The following is an 18,053-nucleotide window of genomic DNA, read 5'->3' as shown; positions in this document are numbered from 1 at the left end:
ATCGAGGTAAAATAAATAAAATGGAATAAACAAAATTTCATTTGATAGTATATTTTAACGTCAAATTATTTGTTAGTTAAAATATTTTATTTGGGCAGAAACAAAAAAGATATTGGATAAGTACAGCCTTTGGAAGAGGAAGAAAAAGAGAATTTAAAGAGGTGATGGAAGTGTCAAAAGTACTTCGGGCAGATGAAATGAAAAAGTGTCTCGGTTGTTTTACATGCATGAATATATGTTCTATAGTAAATCATAAGAGTCATTCGTTAACTAAAAGCGCTATAAAAATCAGAACGAGCGGAGGTATAGCGGGAAGATTCGTAGGAATAGTATGTCTTGCATGTAAAAATGACAGAGCCTGCGCAGAATCATGCCCATCCGGAGCATTGGAAAAAAGAGCCGGCGGCGGTGTGAAATTCATTTCGGAGAAATGCATAGGATGCGGTTCTTGTGAACAGGCATGTATAGTAAATGCAGTTCATTGGGATGAAACAGAAGACAGACCGATAATATGCAAACATTGCGGTGCATGTGCCAGATTTTGCCCGCATGATTGTCTAAGAATGGAGGAGGCAGGAAATGATTTATGAAAAATATATAAGAGTATTACATGTAGATCTTACTGCTAAAAAAGTGAGAATAGAACACAGAGAAGATCTGTATGAATATCTTGGAGGAGTGGGTGTAGCTTCGAAGCTTCTTGAAGAAAACATGCATCCCGGTCTTGATCCTCTGGATGAAAGACAGCCGGTAATATTTGCTATAGGGGCTGCAAGTACAATATTCCCGGTTATTACAAAAACAGTAGCAACTTTCATATCACCGCTTACAGGAGAGTACGGTGAAAGCTATGCAGGCGGAAGAATGGCAATGTCTTTGTTTTATGCGGGATATGATGCAATGGTAATTACCGGAAAGTCAGATAAGCCGGTTTACGTATCTATAAAGAAGAATAATGTGGAATTCAAAGATGCAAGGGCAATGTGGGGCTTAGATCCCAATGAAGTAGAGAGAATACTTCGTGAAAGAGAAAAAGGTCACAGGAAGAGAAGTATAGTAAGTATTGGTCCGGCGGGAGAAAATCTGAGCAGTTTCGCATGTGTATGTGTGGATATTTTCAGACATTTTGGAAGGCTGGGGCTTGGAGCATGTTTTGGGAGTAAAAATCTAAAAGCTGTTCTGACAATAGGAGATAAGGATATTCCAATTAAAGATTTTAAAAATTATTTTTCAACATATCAGGAAATATATAAAGAATGCAGTGAAACAACAGCCATGACAAAATATCATGATCTGGGAACACCTGTTAATATAGAGCCGCTGAATGCTGCCGGAGCTCTTCCCACACGAAATCTCCAGCAGACATCTTTTGAAAACAGTGAAGATATATCAGGAGAAACTTTTGCAGATAAAAATCTTGTGAGAAAAATGTCATGCACCGGGTGTCCTGTGGGATGCATACATATTGGGCAGCTGAGAAGGCAGTTTGACAAAGGGCATGAATATGAGTCACTTACAGTGGCGTATGATTATGAACTGATATTTTCACTTGGGACTTTTCTCGGGGTTAAGACTTCAGAAGAGGTATTGAATTTAATTGATCATGTGGAGAAAACAGGATTTGATGCAATGTCCATGGGAGTGGTGCTTGGATGGGCAACCGAGGCTTTGGCAAAAGGTATGATAACAGAGGAACAGACGATGCTTCCCTTAGCTTTCGGAGATTCTGAAAGTTATGCGAAAGCTATAGAATATACAGCTAAAGGAATAAATGAATTTTACAGGGATCTTGGCAAGGGGTCTGCTTATGTTTCGGCAAAATACGGCGGATCAGACTTTGCAATGGAAATATCAAAAAATGAAATGGCGGGATATCACACAGGTTACGGCGCGCTTGTTGGAGCAGCCGTGGGAACGAGGCACTCGCATTTATGCAATGGAGGATATTCTATAGATCAGAGCGGTGACGGAGAATTTGACGGGGATAAACTGGTGGATAAGCTTTATAAAGTAGAAGTGGAAAGATGTATGCTTAATTCTCTGATAATATGCCTGTTCGCAAGAAAGGTATACAGCAGGGAAAAAGTTTTGAAAGTTTTGAATTCTATCGGCAGAGAAACAACAGATGAGGAACTTACTGCAATATCTGAAAGAATTTACAGAACAAAGCTGCGTATAAAAAAGGCTCTTGGCTATAATCAAAGAGATATAAAATTTCCTAAAAGATTTTTTGAAACCGAGAGTATGAACGGAAAGCTGAGTCCAGAAATTGCACAGGAATTAATAGATAAATTTATAAGCAAGAATGAAGAGCTTATGAACAGGGAAGTGTAGGGTTGTTAACAGCCGGATTTTGTGCAGAATGAAAATGGAAGGTGATAATGATGAAAGTAAAACTTCTGTTGACTTCCTGGTTTAAGAGATATGCAGACGGGAAGGACTTTCTGGAAGTAGAAGTGCCAAAAGGAAGCAGTGTGGAAGATGTGCTGAAAAAGAGCGGGCTTCCTTTTGACGAGATTGGATTTGTACATTTAGACGGTAAGGTGAAACGTATGTCTGAAATTGTCAGTGATTCTGAGGTATTGAAGGTTTTTACCAGAATTATCGGAGGATAAGTTTGTATTTTATTTTGAATGTTACTAGGGTATGGAAAGGTCGGAGTTAGTCCGGCCTTTTGACTTGGGAAATTATATTGATTTAGTGACAAAAATTCTGTCGATTGCTGGTAAGGGAAAAAATACCTGAGGTCGACAAATCTTTATCTTTCAATGTCTGGTGTGGGTTTTTATGCTGAGTGTGACATTATTGTGTCATGTTTTGAACAGACGAAAAAAAGTGGTCGACAGAAACGCTTGTTTGAGGTATAATAAATAAAAGGCTTTTTACGTGTAGGGTATTAATATAACTATCTTAGAATGTAAATGCTTTCACTGTATTAAAACGTACACATGTAGCTTATAACTATCTTAGAATGTAAATTAAGTCTAATATTTCATTTCTCAAGTAAGTCATTTCGTATTAATCTAACTACCCTAGAACAAAATCATAAAAATTAATCAGAACTTTTATCACAAATATTCAAAAATCCTGCTAAAATGGCAGTTTTTTTATGTCATAGAAAAAGTACCGCGAAAAAAAACAAAGACCTCCTTTAATAAATATAAAACTTATGATATTATAGTAAAGAGAATTTACATAAGGAGTATTTATGAATAATTACTATATGGAATATTTTAAAAATCTGAAGACTAAGGAGAGTATAATGGAAGGCATAATATGTGTAGACGGAGTAGTTGGTGTAGGCAAAAGCACACTGGGCAAATTAATAGCCGATAAATATAACATGATTTTTTTTGAGGAGCCTGTGGTCAATAATCCTATATTAGATAAATTTTATTATGACAGAAAGAGATACAGTTTTCCGCTGCAGATATTTTTTCTGAACAAAAGATTTAAAGCTATGAAAGAAGCTGCAAGAATAAATAAATGTGTAATGGACAGATCAATATACGGTGATGTTATATTTTCCAGAATGCTTATGGAAGACGGGGATATGACACATGAAGAATTCGAGCTTTATGAAGAGCTTCTTTATAATATGCTGGAACATATCCAAAAGCCGAAACTGATGATTTATCTTGAGACAAGCGTAGATTCTGCCATTAATAAAATAAAAAAAAGAGGCAGAGAATACGAACTGGTAGTTCCGAGAGAATACTGGGAAAGTCTTAATGATAACTACAGAGCGTATTTTGAGAGCTACAATATTTCAGATATTTTAAAAATAAATGTGGATAATATGGATTTTGTATCTAGTTACGAAGATGAGGAACATATACTGAAACTCGTTGATAATAAAATAAAAGAGATAGAAAGCCAGAGGAAATAAAAACGTTCTTTGGTAAAATAAAGGCTATCCAAAGAAAAAGCTAAGACGGAGCGTGTAAACTGTTTGTATTATAAGAAAATAATTTTCTTCATAAAACTCCTTCAAAAAAGCCCTTTTTAGGGCTTTTTCATATATTATACATAAAAAGACGGGAGTTTTCTTTTTTTGTATTAATAGAAAGCTGTAATATAAAAAAGCTTAATAGCGAAATAAAATAAATATAATTATAACTGGATTATTATATAGAAAATATAGTATAATTGATTTAATAATTTTTTTTGAGGTGAGTATCATGAATGATTTTTTGAGAGTAATGAATTCAGATAGATATCAGTATACTGAAAGTAATGTATTTATCGAAGAAAAAATGGAAGACAAAATCGCAACATTTGATATGTTTTTCAGAAAAGTGGAAGGGAATGGGTTTGCAGTGGTTTCAGGGATATCAGATGTTTTGGAACTGATAGATATCATTAATAACACTGATGAAAAGACAAAAAGAGAATATCTGAGCAGGGTAATCCAAGAGGAAGATCTTGTCGATTATCTCGCAAACATGAAATTTACCGGATCGATAAGCGGATTGCGCGACGGGGAAATAGCTTACCCGAATGAACCGGTACTTACAATAACAGCCCCCCTTATACAGGCAAAAATTCTGGAAACACCCCTTTTGAACATTTTGAATCATCAGATGGCTGTGGCTACGAAAACATCAAGAGTAACAAGGGCAGCAAAAGGAATACCTGTGTCAGCTTTCGGGAGCAGAAGAGCTCACGGGTTTGACAGTGCGGTAAAAGGTTCGAAAGCATCATATATAGCAGGCTGCGGTTCACATTCCAATCTTGTGACTGAATATTTATACGGAATAAAAAGTATAGGAACAATGGCACATTCATATGTACAGAGTTTTGGTGTAGGTGAAGAAGCTGAGTATATAGCATTTGATAAATTTATAAAACATAATAAAGATGAAAAACATACTCTCATATTACTTATAGATACTTATAATACACTCGAAATGGGACTGAAAAATGCTATAAAGGCTTTTCAGGCTAATGGTATAGACGATACTTACGAAGGATCATACGGTGTCAGACTTGATTCGGGAGATTTGGCTTATCTGTCAAAGAAATGCAGAGCGGCACTGGATAAAGCCGGATTGTTTAAAGCTAAAATAGCTCTTACAAACAGTCTTGACGAATATCTTATAAGATCGCTGCTGGATCAGGGAGTAGAAGCTGACTTATTCGGAGTAGGAGACTCTATTGCCGTTTCAAAAGATAATCCATGCTTCGGCGGAGTTTATAAAATAGTGGAGATAGACGGGGAAAGACTGATAAAGCTGTCAAATGACATAGTAAAAATATCGAATCCCGGAAAAAAGGAAATATACAGACTTTTTGAAAACGGAAAGGCTGTGGCAGACCTTATTGTGTTAAAGGATAAAGATTCTGACACAAAAAAAATACTCAAGAAAAAAGAACTTGTAATAGTAGATGAAAATAACAGGTTTAATTCTTATAAATTCAAAGAAAATGAATACGATTTTGAGAAAATAACAAAAGATTTTATAGTAGACGGGGAAAAAACAGAAGATTTTGCCGCTCTTACAGATATTGAAAAATCAAAACAGCATTATGAAAAAAGACTTACAGAACTTTTGAAAGGGCATAAAAGACTGGATAATCCGCATACGTATATGGTGGATTTATCTATGGATCTTTATCACCTAAAGTCGTCACTTATAAAAAAAATAAAAGGCCAGATGCAAAAACTGGATTAATAAAAAAGTACATCTGTTAAATACAGTATTTACGCAAGAAACTGCAAAAAAAACATTACATATAAAAAATTCTGTATGTATTTGTTTTTTTATGTGCTATAATAGAGATTGTAGTCATTTACGGTTCAGGAGGATTGATAATTGGAAAGAGATTTAGAAATAAAGGGAGTAAGAAAGACTTTTGGAAAAGATGAAATTCTGAAAGGTGTAGACTTAAATATAAAAAAAGGTGAATTTTTCTCGATTTTAGGACCTTCAGGCTGTGGGAAAACTACAATTTTAAGAATGATTGCTGGTTTTATAAAGCCTGATGAGGGAGAAATTCTTTTAAATAATGAAAGAATAGATAAGATAGATCCGAATAAAAGAAATGTCAATACAGTGTTTCAGAACTATGCGCTGTTTCCTCATATGACAGTGTTTGATAATGTGGCATTTCCTTTAAAGATAAAGAAGACACCAAAAGATGAGATAGAAAAAGAAGTTTTGAAATATCTGAAACTTGTTCATCTGGAAGAATATAAGGACAAATTCCCGAAAAGCCTTTCGGGAGGACAGAAGCAGAGAGTAGCAATAGCAAGAGCCCTTATAGGAAAACCGGATATTTTACTTTTGGATGAGCCTTTATCAGCTTTGGATGCTAAACTCAGACAGAAACTTCTGATAGAACTGGATACTATCCATGATGAAGTAGGAATAACTTTTATTTTCGTAACTCATGATCAGACAGAGGCACTGAGTGTTTCAGACAGAATTGCAATTATGAATAAAGGGGAAATACTTCAGATAGGAACACCAAACGAGATATACGAATCTCCGGAAAATGCTTTTGTGGCAGATTTCATAGGAGAAACGAATTTTCTCGAAGGTAAGGTAACAGAAGTACATGAAAAACACGGCTATATAGAAACACCAGTTCTCGGAAGAATGAAAATAGAGCTAGACAAACCAGTAAAAGTAGGAGACACCGTAGTATTAACGTTAAGACCGGAAAAAATAAAAATCTCGAATAACAGACCAAATTTTTTACATGATAACTATAATATTCTTCATGGAATGATAGAAGAGGTTATTTATACAGGATTTCAGAGTAAACTTTTTGTAAAGGTAGAAAACAGCGAAAAACTTATAAAAGTTTTTAATCCGCATGTGGAATACCTTGTAGAAGAAGAAATTTACGAGTGGAAAGAGGAAGTTTATATTTTTTGGAATTATGAAGATGCCTATTTAGTGGAGGTGAAATAGTATGGGAAAAAAAGGTGGTTTTTCTTATTATATTTCACTTCTTTTGTGGTTAACAGCCTTTTTTGTTATTCCGACGCTGATAATAGCAGTTATCAGTTTTCTGAAAAAAGGGCCTTATGGAGGAGTGATTTTCTGGAAATTCAGTCTGGATGCATATGCGAATTTATTTGATAAAGTATTTTTGAAAATAGTATTCAAAACAGTGGAGATATCTATATGGGTAACAGTAGTAACTCTTGTTCTTGCACTGCCTACTGCATACTTTATTTCAAGATCAAAGCTAAAGAGCTTTTGGCTTCTTTTGATAATAATTCCGTTTTGGACGAATTTTCTTGTAAGAATATATTCTTTCATAGCAATATTAGGGAATAACGGTATAGTAAACAAAGTCCTTCAATTTGTATTTAATCTTGACGGACCCATACAGTTGCTTTATAATAAAAATGCGGTAATAATAGTAACTGTTTATATTTATCTGCCGTATGCAATACTTCCGCTTTATTCATCAATAGAAAAATTTGATTTTTCATTGCTGGATGCTGCAAGAGATCTGGGAGCTACTAAATTTAAAGCTATGGTAAAAGTTTTTTTACCGGGTATAAAATCGGGACTTATTTCGGCAATTATACTGACATTTATTCCGGCAGTAGGTTCGTATGCAGTACCTGATCTTCTTGGAGGAAATGATGCATTAATGCTGGGGAATATAATCGGTAAAAGGCTTCTGGATGCAAGAGACTGGCCTATAGCGTCGGCAGTGTCCATGCTTCTTATTGTGTTTACTACGATTGCAGTATTATTATTTATGAGATCAGACAGCGGGGAGGATGAATAATGGACGACAAAAGAAGAATTTCACTTTTTTTCTTTATATTGGTTCTGATATTCTTTTATCTGCCGATATTAATGCTTGTAGTGCTTTCATTTAATAATTCAAGAGGATTTAACTGGGGCGGCTTTTCACTGAAATGGTATGTGGAGTTATTCATGAAATCCCCTGATTTATGGGAGGCATTCTTAAGAAGTATAATCATAGCATTTACTTCATCATTTATATCAGTGGTAATAGCAACTCTTGGTGCTATCGCCATAAAATGGTATAATTTTAAAGCGAAAAAATATGTAAAATTTATTTCGTATATTCCGTTGGTAATACCTGATATTATAATGGGAATATCACTGGCAATATTTTTTGCCAACATAATAAAAGGCGGAGTGCCTTTGAGTTTGTGGACTATATTTATAGCGCATACTACATTTAACATACCATTTGCATTATTTATAATAATGTCAAGGCTTGACGAATTTGATTATTCTGTGGTAGAAGCAGCATATGATCTGGGGGCAAGCGAATTTACCACACTGATAAAAGTAATTATTCCAATGATGATGCCGGGAATAATAGCCGGATTTTTAATGGCAATGACACTTTCCTTTGATGACTTTGTAATAACGTCGTTTGTATCTGGAAACGGACAGCCGACACTGCCTATATACATATATGCATCAATAAAACGTGGAGTTTCTCCGGTGGTAAATGCACTATCTGTAATTTTGATAATCGGAACAATTATACTTACTTTTTCCAGCAGAAAATTACAGAAAAACTTACTTGGCTGATATTTCATCAGTGCAGGTCGAAAAATAACAGACAATTAACACGGTCAAAATACAGTATCCAATGTCTGCTGATATAAAAATATTTGTATTTCTTTCTTATGATTGCCGGATTTCGGATATGGGAAGAAATGGGAACCGGTCATCGGATTTTTAGGATTTGAAACAGAAGGATACTCAATCATACATAAATTATGGATATAAAAAAGAAGAAAGAAAAGAGGAAAAAAAATGAACGATAAAAGCTTTTTAGATTTGGGAGTGAGCGAAGCAACACTTAAAGCACTTGAGAAAAAGGGATTCACAACTCCAAGTGCGATTCAGACACTTGTTATTCCCGAACTTTTAAAAGAAAGAACAAACTTAATAGGACAGGCTCAGACAGGAACAGGTAAGACAGCTGCATTTTCTATACCTATTCTGGAGACACTGGAATGTGACGGAAGCGTAAGAGCAATAGTTTTGGCGCCAACAAGAGAGCTGGCAAACCAGGTAGCGGATGAAATGTATTCTTTAAGGGGTAAAAGAGAAATCAAAGTGCTTCCTGTATACGGCGGACAGTCAATTGACCAGCAGATAAAAAAGATAAAAAAAGGAATAGACGTAATAGTAGGAACACCGGGAAGAATACTTGACTTAATGAACAGAAAAATTATAAAGCTTAATAATCTTGAGTATTTTGTACTGGATGAAGCAGATGAAATGCTTAATATGGGATTTATAGAAGATATAGAGCTTATACTGGAGAGAACAAACGAAGATAAGAAAATGCTGTTTTTCTCTGCTACAATACCTGATTCTATAATGAAAATAGCTAAGAAATTCATGAAGGATTACAAACTTCTAAAAGTAAAAGCAAAAGAACTGACTACTAATCTTACAGAGCAGATTTATTTCGAAGTATCAGAAGGAGATAAATTCGAGGCTTTATGCAGAGTTTTGGATTATGTACAGGATTTTTACGGAATTGTATTCTGCAGAACAAAGTCGGATGTGGATGATGTGGCACAGCATTTGAAAGGAAGAGGCTATGATGCCGAATCTATACATGGTGACATAACTCAGGCAATGAGAACAAAGACACTTGAAGATTTTAAGAAAAAAAGAATAAACATTCTTGTAGCCACAGATGTAGCAGCAAGAGGAATAGATGTAAATGACCTTACACACGTAATTAATTACTCTATACCGCAGGAACCTGAATCATATGTTCACAGAATAGGAAGAACAGGAAGAGCAGGGAAAAAAGGTATAGCAATAACATTTGTTACACCAAAGGAAGCTTCGAAAATTTCAAAAATACAAAGACTTACAAAAACAGACATTAAGAAAGAAAAAATACCTAAAATAGACGAAGTTATAAATGTAAAAAGAGAAAATCTTTATGCGTGTGTAGAAGAGATAGAAAAAGAAGAAGATTACAGCGCTTACACAAAAATGGCACAGGAACTTCTGGGAGAAAAAGATCCTGAAGTGGTTATGGCTTCACTTTTGAGACATATCTACGATGATGAATTTCTTCCTGAAAGTTATAATGAAATTTCAGAAGTAAAGACTGGAAGAGGGTCAAATGCAAATAATGCCGGTGATGATAAGACTAGATTATTCATAGCTCTTGGTAAAAAAGACGGGTATACTCCGGGGAAATTACTGGATTTACTGAATAAAAAAGCTAAAACGCCGGGTCGAAAAGTACGTGATATAAAGATCATGGATAATTTTTCTTTTATCACTGTACCGCTTAGAGAAGCTGAATTTATAATGAAGGCGCTAAATAAAAGCAATAAGAAAAAGCCGCTTGTAGAAAAAGCCAATAAAAAATAAAAATACAGCAGACTGTTTCAGAATAAAATCTGCACAAAAAATGGGGTTATTTGTGCAGAAAATTTTGAGATAGTCATTTTTTATTCAAAAAAATAACAAGTGGAAATATTATCAGAAAAAAGTTGAATTTAGAACTTATTTATATTAATATAAATATAGAAATCAATAAGAGGAGTTAGTATAAATATGTCAATAATTAACGAAACCAAGAAGTATCTTCATATGCTAGTAAAAATGCTTGTGTTTATATTAATTTTATGTGCATTCAAACTTGTGGAAAGTTTTTTTGAGGTAAAACGTATGCCGGAAGTGTATGCAGTGAGTTATCTGGCATTTGCTTATTTCATTTTAGCCCGGTTATTCAGTGAAAGAAAAGAAAAGTTAATGATTGTGATGTATATTATCGCTGATACAGCGGCTGTGGCGTATTTTTTGAGAAAAGGAACAGGATATATGGTGTTGTATCTGATTTTTTTCTTTATCTTGTCTGTGATAATGGTACTGGTGTATTACTATTTTAATAAAAATGAAAAAAAAGATAAAAAAAGAAAATTTCTTATTTTTCTTATACCATGTTACTTTTTATTCATAAAACTGATTTTTGCAATAACATATATATACCTGCATATAGATGAATATAATATATTCTCTCTGTGGTATTTGTAATGAAAAATTTTCTGAATGAATTTTACGGACTGTTCATATCTTGAAAGTTTACAATATAAATAAGATATGATGCAAGATTATGGAAGTGTTAATTGAAAAAATAACTAAAATATGATAGAATAAAACAAAAAAATGAAGAAGGGAAGTTTGCCATGAGAAAGATAATTGTAGCAGGAAACTGGAAAATGAACAAAACAAATAAAGAAGCGGTAAGTTTTTTATCAGAGTTAAAAGGGCTTGTAAATGGGATTGATGGTGTAGAAACAGTAATAGGAGCACCGTTTACAGCTTTATCAGATGCTGTGAAAGAAACAGAAGGTTCAAATATAAAAATAGCTGCACAAAATATGAATCCAAATGAAAGTGGTGCATATACAGGAGAAATATCTCCTCTTATGTTAAAAGAACTAGGTGTGGAATATGTAATACTGGGACATTCTGAAAGAAGAGAGTATTATGGTGAAACTAACGAATTCATAAATGCTAAAGTAAAAGCAGCTTTAAATCATGGATTAAAACCTATTTTGTGTGTAGGGGAAAAGCTTGAAGAAAGAGAAGCCGGGAAAACTGAAGATGTAGTGGCTGATCATATACAAGGCGGACTTGCTGGAATAACTGCAGAGGAAATGAAAAATGTAGTAATAGCTTATGAACCTGTATGGGCAATTGGAACAGGAGTAACAGCTACACCTCAGCAGGCTGAACTTGTTCATAATTTTATAAGATTATTATTAATAGATATGTACGGAAAAGTAATCGGAGAAGGTGTAACTATCCAATACGGAGGTTCGATGAAACCTGATAATGCTAAAGAATTAATCTCACAAACAAATATAGACGGCGGGCTGATAGGCGGAGCAAGCTTAGAAGCAAAAAGTTTTTCTGAAATAGTAAAAGCAGCGTTATAGACAGAGAGGAATAAAAAACAATGAAAAAACCAATAGTACTGATGATTTTAGACGGATGGGGAATAAATGAAAATCAGGATCAGGTAAATGCAATAAGAATGGCAGATCCGGTGAATTTTAACAAATACTGGAATTCTTACCCACATACACAGCTTAGGGCAGACGGAGAGTTCGTAGGACTGCCTGACGGGCAATTCGGGAATTCGGAAGTAGGACACTTGAACATAGGTGCCGGAAGAGTAGTGTACCAGCTTCTTCCCAAAATAACTAAAGCAATAAAAGACAGAACAATATTAGATAATAAAGTCTTATCTGATATTATGGAAGAAACAAAAAAGAACGGAAAGGCGCTTCATTTAACAGGACTGATGTCTGACGGAGGAGTGCATTCACATATTAATCACATTCTTGGTGTGGTTGAAATGGCCAAGGAAAAAGGAATTAACGAAGTTTATATTCATGCTATTATGGACGGAAGAGATACACCTCCTAAGTCTGGTGTGAACTATCTTAAAGACCTTGAAGACGGGCTGAAAAAAATAGGAATAGGACAAACAGCTTCTGTCATAGGAAGATACTATGCAATGGACAGAGATACAAACTGGGAAAGAACAGAACTGGCATATGATCTTATGACTTTAGGAGACGGAGTAAAGGCTGGGAGTTCTGAAGAAGCAATAACCGGAGCATATAACAGAGATGAAACAGACGAATTCGTAAAAGCAACAATAATAGTAAAAGAAGACGGAACACCTGTTGCTACAGTAAAAGACGGAGACGGTATTATTTTCTGTAACTTCAGACCTGACAGAGCAAGACAGCTTACAAGAGCTTTTATGGAAGAGCCTTTCACAGGATTTACAAGAAAAGCACATCCAAAAGTAAGCTTTGTGTGTATGGCACAGTATGACGAGAAATTTGGTCTTCCTGTAGCTTTTCCACCGGAAACTATAGTAAATACTTTCGGGGAAATATTATCAAAGCACGGAATGAAGCAGATAAGAACAGCAGAAACAGAAAAATACGCACATGTGACTTTTTTCTTTAACGGTGGTGTAGAAGATACCTATCCGGGTGAAATAAGACTTCTTACTCCTTCACCAAGTGTAGCTACATATGATTTGAAACCTGAAATGAGTGCATATGAAGTAACTGACAAACTTCTTGAGGAACTGAAAAAAGGAGATACAGACGTAGTTATACTGAATTTTGCCAATACTGACATGGTAGGGCATACAGGGATTATAGAAGCAGAAATAAAAGCTGTAAAAGCAGTGGATGAGTGTCTGGATAAAATAACTTCCAAAGTATTGGAAATGGAAGGAATGGTTCTGATAACAGCAGATCACGGAAATGGTGACCTGATGGTAGATCCTGTGACTAAAGCTCCGTATACTGCACATACTGCAAATCCGGTACCATTTGTATTAATATCGGATGCACTAAAAAATGTAAAATTAAGAAATGACGGAAAACTGGCTGATTTGACGCCGACTATTCTGGACATCTTAAAAATAGAGAAGCCTGCTGAAATGACAGGAGAATCGTTAATAGTAAAATAGGAGGAAAAATGACAACTTTACTGACAATTGTACTGGTAGTACTGGCAGCTTTATTAATAGGGCTGATATTAATGCAGCCTGACAGAAGCCAGGGTATGATGAATAACTCGAACATATTCGATAACACAAAAGAACCGATAGAGCAGCTTACAGAGTATGTAGCTATTGCTTTTCTGGTTGTAGCTGTGTTATTCCAGATAATCAGATAATTTTAATAAAAGAAATAGGTATGCAGGAAAAATCAGCATATCTATTTTCTTTATGTAAATGGAGGAATTATGAATCTTTTTGAAAATCAGAATCAGGATAAAAAACCTCTGGCATACAGATACAGACCAAAAACTCTGGAAGAATTCGCAGGGCAAAGGACTATAGTAGGGGATAAGGGTGTATTAAAGAAGATATTAACAAAATCAAGATTTATGAATTCTATATTTTGGGGTCCTTCGGGAACAGGGAAGACAACGCTTGCCGAAATAGTAGCAGAGCACCTGAATTATTACTATGAATATCTGAATGCGACCAAAGCCTCTGTTAATGACATTAAAGAGATAGCTGAAAAGGCAAAAAAGAGATTTTCCATAGAGGGAAAACAGACAATTTTATTTTTTGATGAAATCCACAGATTTAATAAGCTGCAGCAGGATTCCCTGCTTCATGATATAGAAATAGGTAATATTATACTGATAGGTGCAACCACTGAAAACCCTTATTTCAATCTTAATAATGCACTCTTGTCAAGATGTCTTATGTTTGAATTTAAGAAACTTGATAAAGAAGATATTTTTGGTATTTTGAAAAGAATAAGAGAAAAAGAGGAAATAGAAATCAGTGATGACGTACTGAATTATATCTCTGATATCGTAGAAGGCGATGCCAGACAGGCAATAAATTTTCTTGAGCTTTTAAGTAATCTTGAAGATGTGAATTTAAGTGTGGATGAAGTCAGACAGATAATTCAGACAAGAAAGTCTTATGACAGAGTAGAGGATAAATATGATACTATTTCTGCAATGATAAAAAGTATAAGAGGAAGCGATCCCGATGCAGCAGTTTACTGGGTAGCAAAAATGCTTTCCGGCGGGGAAGATCCGCTGTATCTTGCCAGAAGGCTTGTGATACTCGCTTCTGAAGATATAGGACTGGCAAATGCCAATGCCCTGCCCATTGCAGTGGCAGGAATGCAGGCGGCTAAAGATATAGGTATGCCCGAAGTACGCATAATTTTGTCAGAGGTAGCAATATATCTGGCTTTATCACCAAAAAGCAATTCAGCGTATCTGGCAATTGATAAAGCAATAAACGAAATAGAAAATAACAGTATACAGGAAGTACCAAAATATCTCACAAAACTGGGAGCAAAGGATTATAAATATCCGCACAGTTATAAAGGTAATTTTGTAAAACAGGATTATATGAAAATAAAAATTAAATTTTATGAACATGGTGAAAATAAGTTTGAGACCGCTGCCAATGAAAGGCTGAAAAAATTATGGGGACAATAATAAGGAAATACGTATCGAACTTTATTAAAGATGGGAGAAAAACAAAAATATGGGTAATTTTCTAAATCTGATTATAGTATTTTTACTGGTTTTTTTAAATGGCTTCTTTGTAGCAGCCGAGTTTTCCATTGTGAAAATAAGAGCTTCCAAAATAGAAACACTTTTGAGTTCCGGTAATAAAAAAGCCGGATATACCAAAAAAGTTTTAAATGATTTGAATTCATATCTGTCAGCCTGCCAGTTCGGCATAACGCTGGCTTCGCTGGGACTGGGATGGATAGGTGAACCTGCTGTTGCCAATATGTTGAGTCCGTTATTTAATTATTTTGCAGTGGATGAGGTATTAAAACATACTATTTCATTCGTAATAGGTTTTTCTTTGATAACGGCGTTTCATATAGTGCTGGGGGAACTGGTGCCAAAATCAATGGCAATTCTGAATTCTGAAAAGGTAGCGCTTATGGCTTCGCACCCTTTAATAATATTCTATAAAATAAGCTACCCTATAATATGGATGTTTGATAAAAGTACAAATTTCATACTGAAAATTTTCGGTATAAAAAATATAAGTACTCATGAAGAAATACACACAAATGATGAAATAATGCTGTTATTAACAGAAAATTACAAGCACGGACTTTTGAATAAAGAGGAATTAGTTCTTGTGGATAATGTTTTTGAACTTTCTGAAAAAAATGTTATGAGTGTTATGATTCCGCGTACAGATATGCATTGTATATATATGGGAGACGACCTAAATCAAATAATGGGATATGTACTTGACGGAAAGTATACGAGATATCCTGTCTGCCTTGAAAATAAAGACAATGTTGTAGGCTTCGTACATATAAGAGATTTGTGCAAACAGGCTATTTTGAACACGGAAAACGGAATTGAGGATATAATGAGGGAAATAATATTCGTCCCTGATACTATGTCAGTAAATGCTCTTTTTAAAAGATTTCAGGATGATCATGCCCAGATTGCCATAGTAATTGATGAATACGGCGGAACCGCGGGGCTTGTTACTCTTGAAGATATATTGGAGGAGCTGGTAGGAGAAATTCAGGATGAATTTGATATAAATGATGTATCAGAAATAAATAAAATATCTGAGACAGTGTATTCAGTGGATGGAAAAGTAACTATAGACAGAATAAATAAACTGCTGAACATAAATATAGAAACCAAGGTAGAAACAATAGGCGGATTATTCAGCTTAGAGTATGGTTCACTTCCAGAGGCAGGAGAAAAAATAATACATGAAGGATATGAGTTTACCATAATAAAATCAGATAATAAAAGGGCATTAAGGGTAAAAATAGAAAAAATGTAAAAAGTTCATAATAAGTTCACATTGGTGTAGTATAATTAAATTGGTAAAAAATAATGAGGTGATTAAAGTGAAAAAAGTATTGTTAGCCATGTTTTTAATAGTCTTAAGTCTGTCTTCAGTGAGTTTTGGTGCAAAAGACGATCACTATAAAAACAGGGTGGAAAAACAAAAAGCATATGATAAAATTTCTTCAAAATATGAAAAAAAGATAGAGGATTTAAATAAAAAGCTTTCTAAAAAAAATGACGAGCTTGATAAAGTAAAGAATCAGAAAAAACCCGATAACAAAAAAATAAATGAAATAACAGGCGAGAGAGATAAAATCAAAGGTGAACTTGAGTCAGTGCATTCTGATTTTAGAAAAGATTTATCAAAAAACAATTTGAGTGACTTTTAATAAGCAGCTAAATTTAGCTGCTTTTTTTTATACTCAGAATAATTAACAGATCAAAATTATTATTTGAAAAAGTTTTGAAACTTCATGATAACTTCACATTGACAGTGTACTATATACTTAGAAAGAAACTAATGAGGTGAGTGAATATGATAAAAAAAATTATTGGCATAATAATTGTTACTATAGGACTATATGAAGTCGGATTCAGCGGGGGAAAGCTATATGCAAACGGGAAAAATACAGCTTCGGAAACAAAGGAAAGAATCAGATACGAGGAAGTTTATTCAGGATACAGCGATAAAATAGATCTTTTATATAAAAGACTGGATGAGAAAAATACGGCAATATCAGATGAAAGAAGAAGAAAAAATCCTGATTATAAAAAAGTAGAAAGACTCGAAAATGAAAAGAGAATAGTAAAAAGAGAACTGGACAGCACTTATGCAGATTTGAGATATGATTTGCGGCAAAACAGGGTAAGAGATTATTCATATAAAAATTAAATAATAAAATAAAAGATTGTAGTGTGAAAATTACAATCTTTTTTTATTGAATAAAAAATAAAAAAAAATTATAAAGTTCATAATAACTTCACATAGATGTAGTATTATAATAGTATAGAAAAAACAATGAGGTGATTTAAATGAAAAAGTTATTATTAACAGGAATGATATTAATGTTAGGAATATCTTCAACAGGTTTTAGTGCGAGACACAATGACAGAAATCCAAACAGAGGGCATAATGACAGATATAGGAATGAAAGATACAGAAACGATAATGAAAAAAGATACAATCAGATATACTCAAGATACAGCGGGAAAATAAATTCTCTGGAAATAAGTCTCAGAAATAAAGACAGCGAGATTAAAAGAGAAAAAATGCTGAAAAGAACTAACTGGAGAAGAGTGGAAAGATTAAACAGTGAAAGAAACTCTATAAAAAGAGAATTGGATTCGACACATGCAGAATTAAGAAGAGAACTGGACAGAAATAATCTTACTGCTTACGGACCGAGAAGATAAAAAAATTGTTTTAAGAAATACATATCAGAAAAATACAGAATATTGAATACACAATATTCTGTATTTTTTGAGAGTGCATATAAAACAATTTTTATAATTTTATATCATGATTTAAATTCCATGATAAGCCGAATTTATCTGTTACAGAACCGTAACATTCGCTCCATGGTGTTTTTTGGAGGGGCATAGTTACCTTACCGCCGTTTTCCAGTCTTGAAAAAGAGCCTGTGATAAAAAGTCTGTAAATAAAAAAATCTTTTTATGATAAACTAAAAACAGGAGGACTTTATTATG

The 18,053-nt window shown here is 34.1% G+C and carries 18 protein-coding genes; all 18 read left to right on the top strand.

What is annotated here, in order from left to right; all coding sequences use genetic code 11:
- The first annotated feature begins 170 nt into the window (after positions 1–170).
- The 18 genes from NK213_RS10020 to NK213_RS09935 all read left to right on the top strand — a co-directional run bounded on the left by NK213_RS10020 (position 171) and on the right by NK213_RS09935 (position 17,759).
- On the top strand, positions 171–590 hold the full coding sequence (locus NK213_RS10020) for a 4Fe-4S dicluster domain-containing protein (protein ID WP_253348820.1): 420 nt from the start codon (positions 171–173) through the stop codon (positions 588–590).
- A complete protein-coding gene (locus NK213_RS10015; RefSeq protein ID WP_253348819.1) occupies positions 580–2,334 on the top strand; it encodes an aldehyde ferredoxin oxidoreductase N-terminal domain-containing protein in 1,755 nt (584 codons plus the stop codon). Before NK213_RS10020 ends, NK213_RS10015 begins: the two co-directional genes overlap by 11 nt.
- A gap of 50 nt (positions 2,335–2,384) precedes the next feature.
- Positions 2,385–2,615, top strand: coding sequence for a hypothetical protein (locus NK213_RS10010; RefSeq protein ID WP_253348818.1), 231 nt, complete (start codon positions 2,385–2,387; stop codon positions 2,613–2,615).
- A 593-nt stretch (positions 2,616–3,208) separates the two neighbouring features.
- The gene (locus tag NK213_RS10005; protein WP_253348817.1) at positions 3,209–3,889 is read left to right on the top strand and encodes a deoxynucleoside kinase; all 681 of its coding nucleotides are present in this window, start codon (positions 3,209–3,211) and stop codon (positions 3,887–3,889) included.
- Between the two features lie 292 nt (positions 3,890–4,181).
- A complete protein-coding gene (locus NK213_RS10000) occupies positions 4,182–5,675 on the top strand; it encodes a nicotinate phosphoribosyltransferase (protein ID WP_253348816.1) in 1,494 nt (497 codons plus the stop codon).
- A 141-nt stretch (positions 5,676–5,816) separates the two neighbouring features.
- Entirely contained in the window at positions 5,817–6,920 is a 1,104-nt protein-coding gene (locus NK213_RS09995) for an ABC transporter ATP-binding protein (RefSeq protein ID WP_253348815.1), read from the top strand.
- Position 6,921: 1 nt separating this feature from the next.
- Positions 6,922–7,755 (top strand): ABC transporter permease, encoded by an 834-nt coding sequence (locus NK213_RS09990; RefSeq protein ID WP_253348814.1) that lies wholly within the window; start codon positions 6,922–6,924, stop codon positions 7,753–7,755.
- On the top strand, positions 7,755–8,540 hold the full coding sequence (locus tag NK213_RS09985) for an ABC transporter permease (RefSeq protein WP_253348813.1): 786 nt from the start codon (positions 7,755–7,757) through the stop codon (positions 8,538–8,540). The genes NK213_RS09990 and NK213_RS09985 overlap by 1 nt, the downstream gene beginning before the upstream one ends.
- Positions 8,541–8,768: 228 nt before the next feature.
- The gene (locus NK213_RS09980; protein ID WP_253348812.1) at positions 8,769–10,361 is read left to right on the top strand and encodes a DEAD/DEAH box helicase; all 1,593 of its coding nucleotides are present in this window, start codon (positions 8,769–8,771) and stop codon (positions 10,359–10,361) included.
- 186 nt (positions 10,362–10,547) lie between these two features.
- Complete coding sequence (locus NK213_RS09975; RefSeq protein ID WP_253348811.1) at positions 10,548–11,027, top strand: hypothetical protein; 480 nt, start codon at positions 10,548–10,550, stop codon at positions 11,025–11,027.
- Positions 11,028–11,179: 152 nt separating this feature from the next.
- On the top strand, positions 11,180–11,935 hold the full coding sequence (gene tpiA, locus NK213_RS09970; RefSeq protein ID WP_253348810.1) for a triose-phosphate isomerase: 756 nt from the start codon (positions 11,180–11,182) through the stop codon (positions 11,933–11,935).
- 20 nt (positions 11,936–11,955) lie between these two features.
- A complete protein-coding gene (gene gpmI, locus NK213_RS09965; protein ID WP_253348809.1) occupies positions 11,956–13,497 on the top strand; it encodes a 2,3-bisphosphoglycerate-independent phosphoglycerate mutase in 1,542 nt (513 codons plus the stop codon).
- Between the two features lie 8 nt (positions 13,498–13,505).
- Positions 13,506–13,706 carry a preprotein translocase subunit SecG gene (secG, locus tag NK213_RS09960; protein ID WP_253348808.1) on the top strand — a complete coding sequence of 67 codons (201 nt, stop codon included), beginning with the start codon at positions 13,506–13,508 and terminating at the stop codon, positions 13,704–13,706.
- A 69-nt stretch (positions 13,707–13,775) separates the two neighbouring features.
- Positions 13,776–15,002 (top strand): replication-associated recombination protein A, encoded by a 1,227-nt coding sequence (locus NK213_RS09955; RefSeq protein WP_253348807.1) that lies wholly within the window; start codon positions 13,776–13,778, stop codon positions 15,000–15,002.
- 49 nt (positions 15,003–15,051) lie between these two features.
- A complete protein-coding gene (locus NK213_RS09950) occupies positions 15,052–16,338 on the top strand; it encodes a hemolysin family protein (protein ID WP_253348806.1) in 1,287 nt (428 codons plus the stop codon).
- A 67-nt stretch (positions 16,339–16,405) separates the two neighbouring features.
- Complete coding sequence (locus NK213_RS09945) at positions 16,406–16,735, top strand: hypothetical protein (protein WP_253348805.1); 330 nt, start codon at positions 16,406–16,408, stop codon at positions 16,733–16,735.
- Positions 16,736–16,881: 146 nt separating this feature from the next.
- Entirely contained in the window at positions 16,882–17,238 is a 357-nt protein-coding gene (locus tag NK213_RS09940) for a hypothetical protein (RefSeq protein WP_253348804.1), read from the top strand.
- A gap of 140 nt (positions 17,239–17,378) precedes the next feature.
- Entirely contained in the window at positions 17,379–17,759 is a 381-nt protein-coding gene (locus tag NK213_RS09935) for a hypothetical protein (protein WP_253348803.1), read from the top strand.
- Positions 17,760–18,053: the final 294 nt, after the last annotated feature.

Origin of the sequence: Sebaldella sp. S0638 (assembly GCF_024158605.1) — a bacterium.
Classification (GTDB): domain Bacteria; phylum Fusobacteriota; class Fusobacteriia; order Fusobacteriales; family Leptotrichiaceae; genus Sebaldella.
Note: the sequence above shows the minus strand (reverse complement) of the source record. Positions and strands in the feature narration are given on the sequence as shown.